Annotated in this window: 12 protein-coding genes; 3 read left to right on the top strand and 9 right to left on the bottom strand. The window is 41.1% G+C overall.

Annotated features, from left to right (window positions below; all coding sequences use genetic code 11):
- Nucleotides 1-314: 314 nt before the first annotated feature.
- Nucleotides 315-1,310, bottom strand: coding sequence for a LysR family transcriptional regulator (locus P343_RS32400; RefSeq protein ID WP_023511052.1), 996 nt, complete (start codon nt 1,308-1,310; stop codon nt 315-317).
- A 36-nt stretch (nt 1,311-1,346) separates the two neighbouring features.
- Here P343_RS32400 and P343_RS32395 point away from each other — a divergent pair, with 36 nt between their 5' ends.
- From P343_RS32395 to yidC, 3 genes are all read left to right on the top strand, one after another.
- Nucleotides 1,347-1,733 carry a CidA/LrgA family protein gene (locus P343_RS32395; RefSeq protein ID WP_023511051.1) on the top strand — a complete coding sequence of 129 codons (387 nt, stop codon included), beginning with the start codon at nt 1,347-1,349 and terminating at the stop codon, nt 1,731-1,733.
- A complete protein-coding gene (locus P343_RS32390; protein ID WP_023511050.1) occupies nt 1,730-2,410 on the top strand; it encodes an LrgB family protein in 681 nt (226 codons plus the stop codon). The genes P343_RS32395 and P343_RS32390 overlap by 4 nt, the downstream gene beginning before the upstream one ends.
- Before the next feature lie 465 nt (nt 2,411-2,875).
- A complete protein-coding gene (gene yidC, locus P343_RS32385; protein WP_023511049.1) occupies nt 2,876-3,568 on the top strand; it encodes a membrane protein insertase YidC in 693 nt (230 codons plus the stop codon).
- 74 nt (nt 3,569-3,642) lie between these two features.
- On the opposite strand, the gene P343_RS32380 is transcribed toward yidC, so the two are convergent.
- From P343_RS32380 to P343_RS32345, 8 genes are all read right to left on the bottom strand, one after another.
- Nucleotides 3,643-3,912: a phosphocarrier protein HPr gene (locus P343_RS32380; RefSeq protein ID WP_023511048.1), complete on the bottom strand. Its 270-nt coding sequence runs from the start codon at nt 3,910-3,912 to the stop codon at nt 3,643-3,645.
- A 208-nt stretch (nt 3,913-4,120) separates the two neighbouring features.
- Nucleotides 4,121-4,984, bottom strand: a complete 864-nt coding sequence (locus P343_RS32375; RefSeq protein WP_031264140.1) for a GRP family sugar transporter — start codon at nt 4,982-4,984, stop codon at nt 4,121-4,123.
- 374 nt (nt 4,985-5,358) lie between these two features.
- Nucleotides 5,359-6,123 carry a sporulation transcription factor Spo0A gene (gene spo0A / locus P343_RS32370; RefSeq protein WP_236620363.1) on the bottom strand — a complete coding sequence of 255 codons (765 nt, stop codon included), beginning with the start codon at nt 6,121-6,123 and terminating at the stop codon, nt 5,359-5,361.
- Between the two features lie 255 nt (nt 6,124-6,378).
- Nucleotides 6,379-7,653: a SpoIVB peptidase gene (gene spoIVB, locus P343_RS32365; RefSeq protein ID WP_023511045.1), complete on the bottom strand. Its 1,275-nt coding sequence runs from the start codon at nt 7,651-7,653 to the stop codon at nt 6,379-6,381.
- 128 nt (nt 7,654-7,781) lie between these two features.
- On the bottom strand, nt 7,782-9,482 hold the full coding sequence (gene recN, locus P343_RS32360; protein WP_023511044.1) for a DNA repair protein RecN: 1,701 nt from the start codon (nt 9,480-9,482) through the stop codon (nt 7,782-7,784).
- A gap of 213 nt (nt 9,483-9,695) precedes the next feature.
- Nucleotides 9,696-10,523 carry a TlyA family RNA methyltransferase gene (locus tag P343_RS32355; protein ID WP_023511043.1) on the bottom strand — a complete coding sequence of 276 codons (828 nt, stop codon included), beginning with the start codon at nt 10,521-10,523 and terminating at the stop codon, nt 9,696-9,698.
- A complete protein-coding gene (gene dxs, locus P343_RS32350; RefSeq protein ID WP_023511042.1) occupies nt 10,520-12,436 on the bottom strand; it encodes a 1-deoxy-D-xylulose-5-phosphate synthase in 1,917 nt (638 codons plus the stop codon). Before dxs ends, P343_RS32355 begins: the two co-directional genes overlap by 4 nt.
- 5 nt (nt 12,437-12,441) lie before the next feature.
- Nucleotides 12,442-13,071, bottom strand: coding sequence for a hypothetical protein (locus P343_RS32345; protein ID WP_023511041.1), 630 nt, complete (start codon nt 13,069-13,071; stop codon nt 12,442-12,444).
- Nucleotides 13,072-13,635 lie beyond the last annotated feature (564 nt).

Below are 13,635 nucleotides of genomic sequence, written 5' to 3'. Positions count from 1 at the left end.
GTTCATAAGATCCATAGCAATTTTGAATTTATTAGGGGTTTGCCCTTTTAAATCACGCTTGGCTTTTGTTCAGTTTTCAAGGAACATTATTGATCATCTAATCAAAAGACAACTTGAACAGTCTATCAAACAATCTATTCTTTGTCAATTGATATTTTTGATGATTCATCGGTTATTATACCAGCTGTCCATTATCTTGTCAACACTAAGATCAATGTCTCAGCGACAGCTTTAATAATATATCACCCACGAGAATAACTGTCAACAATTATTTTTTCAAAAATATAAATCAACATTATTAATTAACAGATCAATCAACTATTCAATAAAACTGCCCGCGATTCAGAAATCCATGTTCTTGCTGCAAAAGAAAGATAGTGGTTTTTCTTCCATATCATCGACAACCGCCAATTAAGCTCACTATCTTCTAGAGGAAGAGTTACAAGAGATTCTGTCTCATGTTCCAACTTGCTAATAATACTTTCAGGCAAAAATGCAATACCGAACCCTTCGGAGACCATTTTGGCCATAAATTCCCACTGTGAGCTTTCAAAAACGATTCGTGGCTGAAAACCTGCTCGATCACAACATTTAATAATCATCCCACGCAGTGAAAATTCATCTGGGAACAGAATAAACGATTCATCGCTAAGATCTTTTATACGTACGCTGCTTCTTTTGGCGAGCGGGCTTGATGTATGTACGACAAGACGAATAGAATCCTCAAAGAAGACAAATGAATTAAATAATTCTTCATCAAAATTGCCAACTGTAGCTCCCACTTCCAATAATCCTTCCGACACACAATCTGCAACTTTCTTCGCACCATATTCTGCTATGTGCAAATCAATTCCAGGAAAATTTTTGCGAAAGCTGCTAAGTATACTAGGAAAAAATTGAATACCAATCATAGGCGGAAGACCGATCGTTAGCTTTCCCCGCCTTGCATGAGTAAGATCACTTAATTCATCAGAGAGATGAGCAAAGGATTGCACAATTTTCTGTGACTGTTCAAACACAATTTTTCCGGCATCAGTCAACTCTATTTCTTTCCCGGTACGATCAAGAAGGACCATACCAAGTTCATCTTCTATATCTCTTACCATTTTACTTATGGTAGGTTGTGTTACATATAAATGATGTGCTGCTTTTGTGAAACTTTTCCTCACAGCTACTTCTAGAAAATAATGAAGGTGCTTAATGTCCGTTTTCTTCGCCTCCAGGCTATAGTTGTTTGGAATAATTGTATTCCCGAAATCTATTGTACCTGTATTTTCAACTTTTGTATAATACACTGTGACATAGATCACAATTGTTTGTCTAACTTATAAGGAAGTGTCTGTAATTTGTTAAAGAAGTTTCTTAACACGATTCTTCAGGTTGGTTACCTGTATCTATTTGCACTGCTTGGCAATCTTCTTGCCAAATGGCTTCATTTGCCTATTTCCGGGAGCATTGTCGGATTGTTTATCGTTCTTTGCCTCTTGCATTTCAAGGTTCTGAAATTGTCGGCGGTAGAACTTGGCGCAAGCTTTCTCATGTCGGAGATGCTGCTTTTCTTCATTCCCTCTGCCGTAGCGATCATTCAGTATAAGAATGAAATTCTACAACATGGCTCGCAATTTCTTATCGTGATTTTATTAAGCACAATTACAGTAATGGTTGTGACTGGCCTTGTCGCCCAATACTCGATACGTAGGCTGGCAAATAAAAAAGGAGAGATTGGAAGATGATCGCGTTTATTTGCATCTTGCTTACGGTTTTGGTGTATTATCTGTCGAAACAGTTATACAAAAAGGTTAGGTTTGCTTTTCTTTCGCCGCTTCTTATAGCTCCTTGCATTCTCTCATCAATGCTGGTTGGCTTCCACATTGACTATTCAGACTATGACAGCGGCGGACGCTGGCTCAGCAATTTGCTTCAACCAGCTGTTGTCGGTTTTGCTATTCCACTCTACAAATTTCGCAAGGTCATGAAAAAATACGCGAAAATCATAGCAATTAGCATGACTGCAGGGGTCACCATTGCCATTGTAAGCTCAGGGCTGTTCAGTCATGTTGTCCGTTTGAATGACCATTATCTGCTCAGTCTCTTGCCTAGATCGATCACGACACCGATTGCCATGGCAGTTTCGGTAGATATCGGAGGGATGCCGACAATGACTGCTATCTTTGTCATTGTCACTGGAATTTCCGGACTTATCCTTGGACCTATGGTTATTCGTTATTTACACATTCAAGAAAAATTAGCAAAAGGGCTCTTATTAGGTATGGGCGCTCACGGAGCAGGTACATCAAAGGCACTTGAATTTGGCAGTGAGGAAGGAGCTGCCGCTAGTCTGGCAATGGTGCTAGCCGCAATATTCACCCTTGTTTTTGCGCCGATACTGACTCCGCTCATCCTTCTGTAATCATATATTAACCCCCCGCATTGACTTGGCGGGGGGTTATTTATGCTTGAATGAATAAACAGCGGTCAACGAAATCCCTAATTAGTGGTATGATTACATTAATCGGCTTTCAAAAAGGCAGGTGATACGGCACGCTCGATCTTCTTGCATATCTTCTGAATGATCCACTATTTCCGACCTTATTGATCGTACTGGAACTCTCATTTCAAATGATTCAAACCTCACTCAGTTCTGAACGAGGAAGATTCAGTGCTCATTTGCACAACAACATGAGTAGCTACACTAAATACGCTTTAAGACCCAAGCCCATTTCATGGGAGCACAATCACTTTGCTTTTCGCCTAGTGCGGACGATTAAGCGAAAAGAATCGGGAACGAATGATTCAGAAGACAACTGCGCGCCTCTCAGCACAATGCTTTCAATCCACTGATATTGATTGATCACTAGCTGGGAGGACCATCACTATGAGTTCGTTTATAGAACCTTTTACATTAATGATTCAAAGCACTGCCGCTTTTTTCGGGCACAATTACGGAATTGCGATTATTATCCTGACACTCATGATCCGACTCATTTTGGGACCATTAATGGTACGCCAATACCTTCGGCAGTTCGATATGAGGAAAAAGATGGACAAGATCAAACCTGAATTGACTGCAATTCAAAAAAAGATGGCTGATGCCAAAGATACATCGGAAAAACAGAAAATCCAAATGGAAATGATGGCACTGTACAAAAAGCATAATGTCAATCCATTTTCAGCAGTTGGATGTCTCCCGATTATTGTTCAAATGCCTATTCTGATGGGTTTCTATTATGCGATAAGGAGTTCGCATGAAATTGCGGCTCATCGATTTCTTTGGTTCAGTCTTGGCCATACTGATCTCATTCTGACGATTATCGCAGGTGTTGTCTATTTTCTGCAGTTTAGAATCAGCCAAAAGCTTATGCCAATGGTTGGAGCAGAACAGCAACAAAGCTCTTTACAATGGATTGGTCTTATGTCACCGATTATGATTGTCTTTGCATCACTTTCAACATCAGCCGCTTTACCCCTATATTGGGTTGTTGGCGGGCTGTTCTTAATCGGGCAGACATATTTTTCACATCTTATGTTGAACCGCAAGGAAAAACGCGTAGCTGTTGCTCAAAACTAATAACGAATAAATGCATGAAAAAAAGCGACGATTTGAGGTTGATACTCAAACCGCCGCTTTTTATATAGTGAGCATTATTTTTCTTTGCCGATGCCCTGTGCTGCAATAACATTGCCAATTGCAGCAGATGCTTCGTCAGCATCTGAGCCTTCAGAAACAATCTTGAATTCAGCGCCTTGCATAATGCCGAGAGCCATAACACCCATAATGCTCTTCAGGTTCGCTTTCTTGCCATTGTATTCGATGTTGATGTTCGATTCGAATTTGCTTGCTTCACTTACAAGCACGGTTGCTGGGCGTGCGTGAATACCAGTTTCATCAGTGACAACATACGTTTTTTCCATTTTTCAACTCGCTCCATTCATCTACATAATATTTAAATTGAACAGGATTCAATAATGAATTGACCTGCAATTTCCTTTAAAGAACCGTTTTCATCTTATCAGATGACAAGATTCTTCAAAAAGCTTATTTACATTTTATCATTCATTTCCGCTCATGTCATGACTAAACCATGAAAAAATTAGGTCAGTCATAAATTAACGATACGGATTATCCTTTTGTAAACCCTAAAAGAACGCCGCCTAAGATGATTAAAATGCATCCAATCATTAGAAGTACCATCTGATTTTTCGTTTTCTTTTCTCCAAGGATAAAGATGCCGCCAAGGGTAGAAAGCACAGTTCCTATCTGAGACATTGAGAAACTGATTGCTATCCCCTCTAATTTTGTCGCAATCAATAACGAGATATTCCCTCCAGCCCACATAAAACCGGAGACGATATTATAAGCTGTATGCCTGTTATAAAGCGATTTCACTCTTTTTCCTGACATAACAACTGCACCAAGGATCATTCCGATTGATTGCGGGAAAATCGCAGACCAGCCATCAATTTGGAAGGAGCGCAAAATAACAATATACGATACATAACCTAGTGTTGACAAGACAATCAAAAAAATGCCCTTAACCATTGTGTTTGTCTTCTGGTCTGGAGAATTTCTTTTCTCTTTCGAAGTAAATAATACTCCGATCACAATCAGAACTAAAGCGGTAAGCCCTAAGATCATTCTGAATGCCGTATCCCATTCGTGAAAGATAACAATGCCACAGACCGCTGCACCAGCAAGTTGCATTCCTGTTGACAAGGGCATCGTTTTCGAGACACCGATTGCTTTCATTGCCGCAAATTGGTAAAACTGACCAAATGCCCAGCATAAACCGGAAATGAAACTGACGACCACAACCGTCGCATTTAATTCTGGCGGCACGATAAAAAAAACCGCCACTGAAAATAATAAAGCACCAATCGTCATTCCGAATACTTGATGATGCGGCGTCCCCCCCACTTTCGCGCTAACAAGTGGAAGCGTCCCCCACAGGAGAGCCGGAATGAGTGAAATTAAAAGACCAGTCAAAATTCCAACACCTTTCAAGCTTTGCCATGATTCCAATGAAAGAAGCGCTAACATAATGTTCTACTCAAACGGACTATTTATGTTTTCAACACTTGACATTATGTACGTCATAAAAAGAAAGCGGCAAGCAAAATTTTTTCGACAAAATACACTATATCATAGAATTAATGTTTCATGCAGATTTTTTTTGTTTCTTGCATAATTTGGATTGTCAATGTAGTAATGGATTCAATAATAAAAACACCTCCTTTTACTGGATTCTCATACCAATAAATTGAAGATGTTCATTTGCTAAAATTAATTTGTAGTCGGATGAATTGAATAAGGAGAAGTTCATTGATGACATCGCTGTAATCACCAAATCACTGCCTCAATCATAAGATCTTCATCGATTCTTCCGCACGATTTTCGATTCTGAGCTTATCGGCGACCATTGCAATGAATTCACTATTGGTTGGCTTGGCTTTAGACATAGATACAGTATAACCGAACAAATTTGAAATAGATTCAACATTCCCACGGCTCCAGGCTACTTCAATTGCATGGCGAATGGCACGTTCTACTCGGCTTGGTGTTGTCTTGTATTTCTTTGCAATATCCGGATAAAGGACTTTGGTTATTGAGCCGAGCAGTTCAATATCATGGTAAACCATTGAAATGGCTTCGCGTAGATACATATAACCTTTGATATGAGCTGGGACACCTATTTCATGAATAATATCGGTAATGCTGGCGTTAAGATCGTGATTTTTATCGGATGCAGAGGGGCGTTGTGTCTTTGAATGAGTCGAAAATACAGGATTCAAATCCTTTTTTCCAGCGACTTGGCGAATATGATTTGCTAAATTAGCCATATCAAACGGTTTCAAAATAAAATAGGACGCGCCGTATTCAACTGCCTTTTTTGTAACGTCCTCTTGCCCAAATGCTGTGAGCATAATAATACTTGGCTTCGGCAGATCAGGATTTGAATGAATTTGTTCTAACACACCAAGACCATCCAGATGAGGCATAATGATATCTAATAACAGAACATCAGGCGATATTGTTTTCAACATCTCCAGACAATCCTGGCCGTTGCTCGCTGTTCCGATCACTTCAATATCATCTTGTGTTTTCAAGTACTCTGAAATCAGCATAATCAATTCCTGGTTGTCATCTGTCAAGCAGACCTTTATTGTTTGCAACACAAAATCCCCCTCGTCAAAAGTTCTACATGTTATCTTTTCGACAAGGGGAAAGAGTTTCCTTTTTATTCTTTTTTGCTTTAATCTATTTTTTTCTTTCATTTTCTTCCAATAAACAGGTAATTCTCTACAATTGTGTTTTTTTCGACTTAATCCGACTTACCAATGTCGGATAAAATTTGTTGTTGGATGATTTTTCGCGAATCATTAACCAGCTGCTTCTTTACGCAAAAATTGATGGTTTTTATCAATGCCTGCTTCTTCAATCATCCACTCAATATGCACACCATACCCACTTGTAGGGTCATTCACAAAGACATGAGTTACGGCTCCCACCAGCTTGCCATCTTGAATGATCGGGCTGCCGCTCATTCCTTGAATAATACCACCAGTTGCTTTTAGCAGTCTCGGATCTGTGATTTTAATGACTAAACCTTTTGTTGCCGGATGTTTTTGCGGGATCGAATTCAGAATTTGTATACTAAATGCTTCGACTTTATTACCATTAAGGACAGTTAAAATTTTTGCCGGACCCTCTTTGACCTGCTCCGCAGTCGCGATCGGAAGTGCAGCATCCATTATATCTGAACGAATGGAATCATTCTTTTTCATGGTTCCAAAAATGCCAAACGGGGTATTCTTGGAAACGTTCCCGATACTTAGCGCGTTCTCGGGAAAGAATGCAATTTTCTCTCCCGGCTTCCCTTCTCTCCCACGGTCAATAGCCTGGACTACAGATCGTACAATGCGTCCATTTTTCACCAAAATAGGTTGACCTGTATCTCGATCGGAAATGACGTGCCCAAGAGCGCCATATGTTCCAGAGCTTGGATCATAAAAAGTCATGGTTCCAATCCCTGAAGCTGAATCCCGAATAAACAACCCCAATTGATAGCGCTCGTTGGCTTTATCCTTCAAAGGAATTAAGCTCTTTCTAACCATTATGCGCTGACGGATCAAGGTTACCTTCAGTGGCTCACCACTTTTTGATACATTCATGATGTGACGAACATCCGTGATAGAGCTTGTGGTCTTTCCATTAATTTTTGTAATCACATCACCAACACGAATACCTGCTGACTCACCAGGTGAAGTTTCTCCACTTGCGGTGCTGATTAAATGGTAGCCAACAACAAGCACACCTTTTGTACTCAATTGTACTCCGATGGATTGGCCTCCAGGAACAAGTCTTATTTCCTTAATTGTTCCATTAGCGGATTTCGCAATATCCTGTGAAACGGCCCTGGCTTTTTGTTTGTCTTGCCTGACTTGCATCGCCTCAGCTTTTCTTTTCTTTGTGATCATCGCAATCGGTGATCCGCTGGTGATCTCGGCGCGTAGATGAAGCATTTCAGATTGCAGCTCTCCAGCTTTCAAGAAAGAGTGCGTGACAAACTGTCCTGTTCGAATACTTGAACTGATAACCAAGAAGCTGAGAAGAACAATAATAACCCAAAATCTTAATTTTTTTCTTTTTTTCATAACTCACTCTCCTCGCTCCATACCCGCACCATGTCTTGCAGTGCATTTATTAAAATTGCCTGAGTGGAGGAGAATTATGAGCGATCTGATTAAAGGATTAATTCCAGTATAGGATGTGCATGCCAGCACTACTGTTTTGTTTTTTCGGCCATTTCAATCAATTCCCTTGCATGTTCACGAGCGAGTTCAGTCATTTGTGGTCCAGAAATCATTCGGCCGATTTCACGAATTTTATCGGATTCATTCAATTTTTTAACAAGTGTACCTGTTCGACGGTCTTTTGTCAGATATTTTTCAATAAATACATGCTGATCGGCCATGGCAGCAACCTGTGGAAGATGAGTGATACAGAAAACTTGTGCGTTTTTCGAAAGCTTGCTGATTTTTTCAGCCATGGCTTGGGCAGCCCGGCCACTGACACCTGTATCCACCTCATCAAAAATAATTGTAGCCGGACCAATGACCTTTTTAAAAACTGTTTTAATCGCCAGCATTATACGCGAAAGCTCGCCTCCGGATGCGATTTTCGCTAATGGTTTAAACGGCTCACCTGGATTTGTCGTGATATAGAACGATACTTGGTCAATACCATCTGACTCAAAGCCGGAAAACGATTCAAGATTGCTGTTCATTTTAACGTGAATATCAATCATCGCATGTTCCATACAAAGATCCTTAAATTCGGCATTAATAGCCCGAGCAAGCTGTACACTTGTTTTTTTTCGTTCTGACGACAAACCCACCCCAATCATTCTTAAGTTCCCCAAGCCGGTTTGAAGCGCCTCATTCAGAGCATCAAAGTTTTGATCACGTGAATTTAATTCTTCATATTCTTTTTTTATCTGATCATTATAAGTCATGATTTCTTCAACAGAGTTTCCGTACTTTTTCTTCAATAGATGGATTTCATTAAGCCGCAATTCAATTTCATCTAATCGTTCCGGATTATATTCCATCTGTTCTAGGTAAGCTCGGACAGCCGACGTCTGCTCCTCTAAGAGGTAGAAGCAATTGGCTACAGACTCCGAGAAATGTGCCAGTTCCGGATCAAGATCGCGAATTGAATCAAGATAGCCTGTTGCTTGCCGAAGCAAATCAAGACTCGCATTGTCCCCGCCAAGCGCCTCATAGCTTGCCTTGAGCATCTGAAATACCTTTTCAAAATTGACGAGTTTTCTTTTCTCTTCCAGCAATCGTTCTTCTTCATCAGCTTTCAGGTGTGCCGCATCAATTTCGCCAATCTGATATTGAAGCAAATCAATACGTTGTGCGAGCTGCTTCTCATCTTGATTATATTTATTACATTGAGCAGCTAGTTTTGCCACTTCTTTATATGCGTTTCTATACTCTTGTTTTAATTTTTTCAAGGAATTTCCGCCAAATCGATCGACGAAACTTAAATGATTTCCTTGTTCCAGCAGCTGCTGATGTTCATGTTGGCCATGAATGTCGACTAATAGCCGACCAAATTGTTGTAATACGGACAAAGTCACCAGTTTGCCATTTACTCTGCAAATGCTTTTTCCAGTGCTGGATATTTCTCTTTTTAGAATTAATTGTCCGTCTGACTGGTCAACGCCTAAGTCATTGAGACTTTCACGTATTCCTCCCTGGTCTTCAGTATCGAACAACGCCTCAATTTCTGCTTTTTGGGCGCCATGCCTCACATAATCAGAGGAACCGCGTCCCCCGGCGAGAAGGGCAATAGCATCAATAATTATTGATTTACCTGCTCCTGTTTCGCCAGTGAAAACGGTTAACCCATTTTCAAATGACATATTCAGTTTATCAATAATCGCGAAATTTATGATTTGAAGCTCTGATAACATCGCAGAACCACCTCTTTGATTCGAACATCAGTTCTTATCTCCATTTTCCACTGTTCTTCTATAATCGTCAATGTTTTTTTGTATTGATCTTGATAAATTTTGCAGGTTCAGTCTAATCTTTACTTTTTATAAGCTTTAGTTGCACTGATACTAAATCCGGCTGAATTTTTTGTACCTTCTTTATTTATGCAAAAAAAATGAGCCCTATAAGGCTCATGCTTTTGTGTTTTTCCTGAAATTCTGGTGTGCTTGTCGGACAACATCTTCCGGAGTTATCTTCATTAAATTTTCCGCATGATTTTTATCAGAACGGAAATAAGCAAGAAATTCAATGTTGCCGTCACCGCCGGTAATCGGAGAAAAATTCAAATCCAGAATGGAGAAACCGCAGCTTATAGCGAATTGAAGAATGTCTTGAACAACAGCCAAATGGACTTTCGGATCATGCACGATTCCTTTCTTACCTACCTCATCACGGCCGGCCTCAAACTGCGGCTTGATAAGTGCCACTACTTCGCCTTCATTTTTTAGAATATTAACTAAAGCCGGAAGAATTTTTTTCAAAGATATGAAAGAGACATCAATTGATGCGAAATCCGGTTGACCATCCTGAAAATCATCAAGAGTACAATAACGAAAATTGGTTTTTTCCATGACCACGACACGGGGATCGCTTCGCAGTTTCCAGGCTAATTGATTGTAACCAACATCTAGAGCATAAACTTTTCTTGCTCCATTTTGTAGCGCGCAATCGGTGAATCCGCCTGTAGACGCCCCTATATCGAGCATTAACAATCCTGAAAGATCCAAATCGAACACCTTGAGCGCCTTCTCAAGTTTCAATCCCCCGCGTCCGACGTAGGGCAGCAGATTTCCCTTAATAGTAAATTCCAATGTGCTGTCGACTTTGCTGCCTGGTTTATCCACACGCTGGTCATCATGATAGACCATACCCGCCATAACCGCTCTTTGCGCTTTTTCGCGTGAATCAAATAATCCTTGTTTCACCAGCAGCACATCTACTCTTTCTCTATCTTTCATGAAGTAAAAACCTTCCTGATTCCGTCCTTTTCATTCCGCTCTTTAATCATTTTTCGTACACGCGCGCAGATCTGTTTGCTCGTCAATCCAAGCTCATTCAGCAGCTCATTAACACTCCCATGTTCGACAAAACAATCGTCAATACCCATACGTTCAATGATGTGTTCGTGATCATCGTGGTCATGGAAAAATTCCATAATACTTGATCCAAAACCGCCTGCGAGCAATCCTTCCTCGACAGTTAAAATCGGTATACCTCTATCAACGAGTTCTGAAAGCATTTGGTGATCCAGAGGTTTAATAAAGCGAGCGTTTATGACTTGGAGCTTAATGTTATCATTCTCCAGCTGTTTTGCAGCCTCCAGAGCAATTTGCAGCATCGGGCCGAAAGAAAGCAGTGCTGCATCATGGCCTTCCCGGAGCACTTCCCATTTTCCAATAGGAATCAGTTCCGGCTGCTTTGCTCGTTCAACCCCGATTCCATTTCCGCGCGGGTAGCGGACTGCAATCGGCCCCTCATCATATTGTATTGCTGTATGGATCATATTCCGCAATTCATTTTCATCTTTCCCCATCATAATGGTCAAATTAGGCAGACTGCGCAAAAAGCCAATATCAAAAATACCTTGATGCGTCTCTCCGTCCGCACCGACTAGCCCGGCACGGTCCACAGCGATCACCACATTTAGATTCTGGCGGCAAATGTCATGAACGAGCTGATCATACGCACGCTGCATAAATGTGGAGTAGATAGAAAGCACCGGTTTCATCTTTTGCGTTGCCAGGCCTGCCGCAAACGTAGCTGCATGCTGCTCTGCAATCCCGACATCAAATAGACGGTCAGGGAATTCACGTCCAAAACCTTCAAGTTTGGATCCAACAACCATTGCTGGGGAAATCACAACAATGCGATCATCATTTCTCGCAAGATCCTGCAATGTATCATTCACAACTTGACTATAGGCTGGCGCTACTGCAACCGGCTTAATAAAAGCACCTGACTCAATTTTATAAGGTCCTGTTCCGTGCCATGTGCCCACTTCATCCATTTCAGCAGGTTTATAGCCCTTGCCTTTCTGTGTCAGGACATGAATAAGAACCGGTCCTTTTCTTTTCTTTGCATAGTTAAGATTGTGGATCAGATCATGAAGGTTATGTCCGTCAACAGGACCAAGATAAGTAATGCCGAGTTCTTCAAAGAAAACTCCGGATACAAGCAGATATTTAAGTCGGTCTTTCACTCGTTCAGCAACTGACGCCAATTTCCCGCCAAATGCCGGGATTTTCTTCATCAAATACTCAAGATCCTCTTTTGCCCGGTTGTATTTATTACCTGATCGGATACGATTAAGCATATTGTGAAGTGCACCAACATTTGGTGCAATCGACATTTCATTATCATTCAGCACAATAATCATATTTCTCTTCTGATGTCCGATATCGTTAAGAGCTTCAAGTGCCATACCACCGGTCAGTGCGCCATCACCAATAATTGCCACCACATCAAAATTTTCATGCTTCAGATCGCGGGCAACTGACATCCCTAGCGCAGCGGAAAGTGAAGTAGAACTATGCCCAGTCTCCCATACATCATGTTCACTCTCACTGCGTTTTGGGAATCCACAAAGTCCTTTGTATTGCCGGAGTGTATCAAACTGGTCCCCTCTGCCGGTTAAAATCTTATGAACGTAAGATTGGTGACCGACATCCCAAATAAGTTTATCTTTAGGACTGTTGAACACTTTATGGAGCGCTAGTGTCAATTCGACAACACCGAGATTTGGGGCAAGATGGCCACCGGTTTTCGATAATTTATTAATTAGAAAAGATCGGATATCGCTTGCGAGATCATCCATCTTGTCAATGGGCATTTTCTTGAGAAACTTAGGATTTTTGATTGACGATACATCCATTTTAATCACACATCCTTCTTTGCCTTTTTTCTCTTTTTACCCTTATTATTTCTCTTCTTATCAAGAATTTTCAAGATAGGGATATGAAGGCGATCCTCGAGGAAATAAAGGACGAATCCGACCTTATAAATAATTTTAGTTGAATTCTTAATGGCAAACCCTTTTCCAAGCGCCTTGACAAAAACAGTGAAAGCAGCGACGAAGCTTGTGACAATCACGGATACAACATACTCAACAAATCCGCTTTTATCGTTCGTGAGAAGTTGCATCATTTCCACCACAACTACCGAAGCTGCTGTTCCACTAATAATCGCGCTGGCATCGCCAATCACATCTGTACAAAATGTATTGACCCGATCCGCATTTTTCGTCAGCCAAACAGAATATTTTGCACCCTTCATTCCCTTGGAAGCGATCGCATGAAAGGGTGCCTCGCTGGATGCTGTCGATGCCACACCGATAATGTCAAAAAAAAGCGCAATAAGTATGATGACAATGACAACTGCAGTACCGCTGAATACATTGGCATCGCTCAGGACTGCAGTAGACGCAATTGAAAAAATAGCCGCTAGCACAAGCGTGATAACAGCTAAAGGAAAGGCCCATTTCAGAGATTTTTTAAGTTCATTTTTCATGCGTGTTCCGTCTTTCCAACATGCTGAAAGCCAGACGTTTCACATCCTTAATAAATATCTTATTTGTGCCATTTGCTTTTTATGTAGCGAGGTCATTTGAAAAGTAAACATTGCGGCTTAGGTCCAGTAGGTTTTCCCGCCAAATTACCTGTTGTTGCCAAGCAGGCAGTTTCCTTTTAAAACTTGGCCGATGCTGTCGCCAGACACCGAACTAGAACGCCACTCAGACCGCACTATAATCCTTTTCAAATGCTGCACTATGCAGACAGTCTAGGAGATTTCCTCAAGCATTCTTGAAACTTTACTCTAGCCTCTTTTGCAGAATTGATTTCAGGAAAGCGCCCCTTATCATACCGGCCAAGTATTTCAAAGTTATGCGCTTACCATCCCCTCTTTCCCACTCAAGGCAGGCTACGCTGTTCGCTTTTCCTTAATGATTAAGTACTTACGAAACAGGTTTTCCACATAGCTATTGCGTAAAAGCAAACAACGTACGTGTCTCCACGGGCGCAGGGTCTTCGCCCACATGCCATTGTGGATCGCCCTACGCCCTTTACTCCCAGC

It is taken from the genome of Sporolactobacillus laevolacticus DSM 442, from assembly GCF_000497245.1.
Lineage (GTDB): Bacteria > Bacillota > Bacilli > Bacillales > Sporolactobacillaceae > Sporolactobacillus > Sporolactobacillus laevolacticus.
This window is presented reverse-complemented; position numbering and strand designations above follow the sequence as displayed.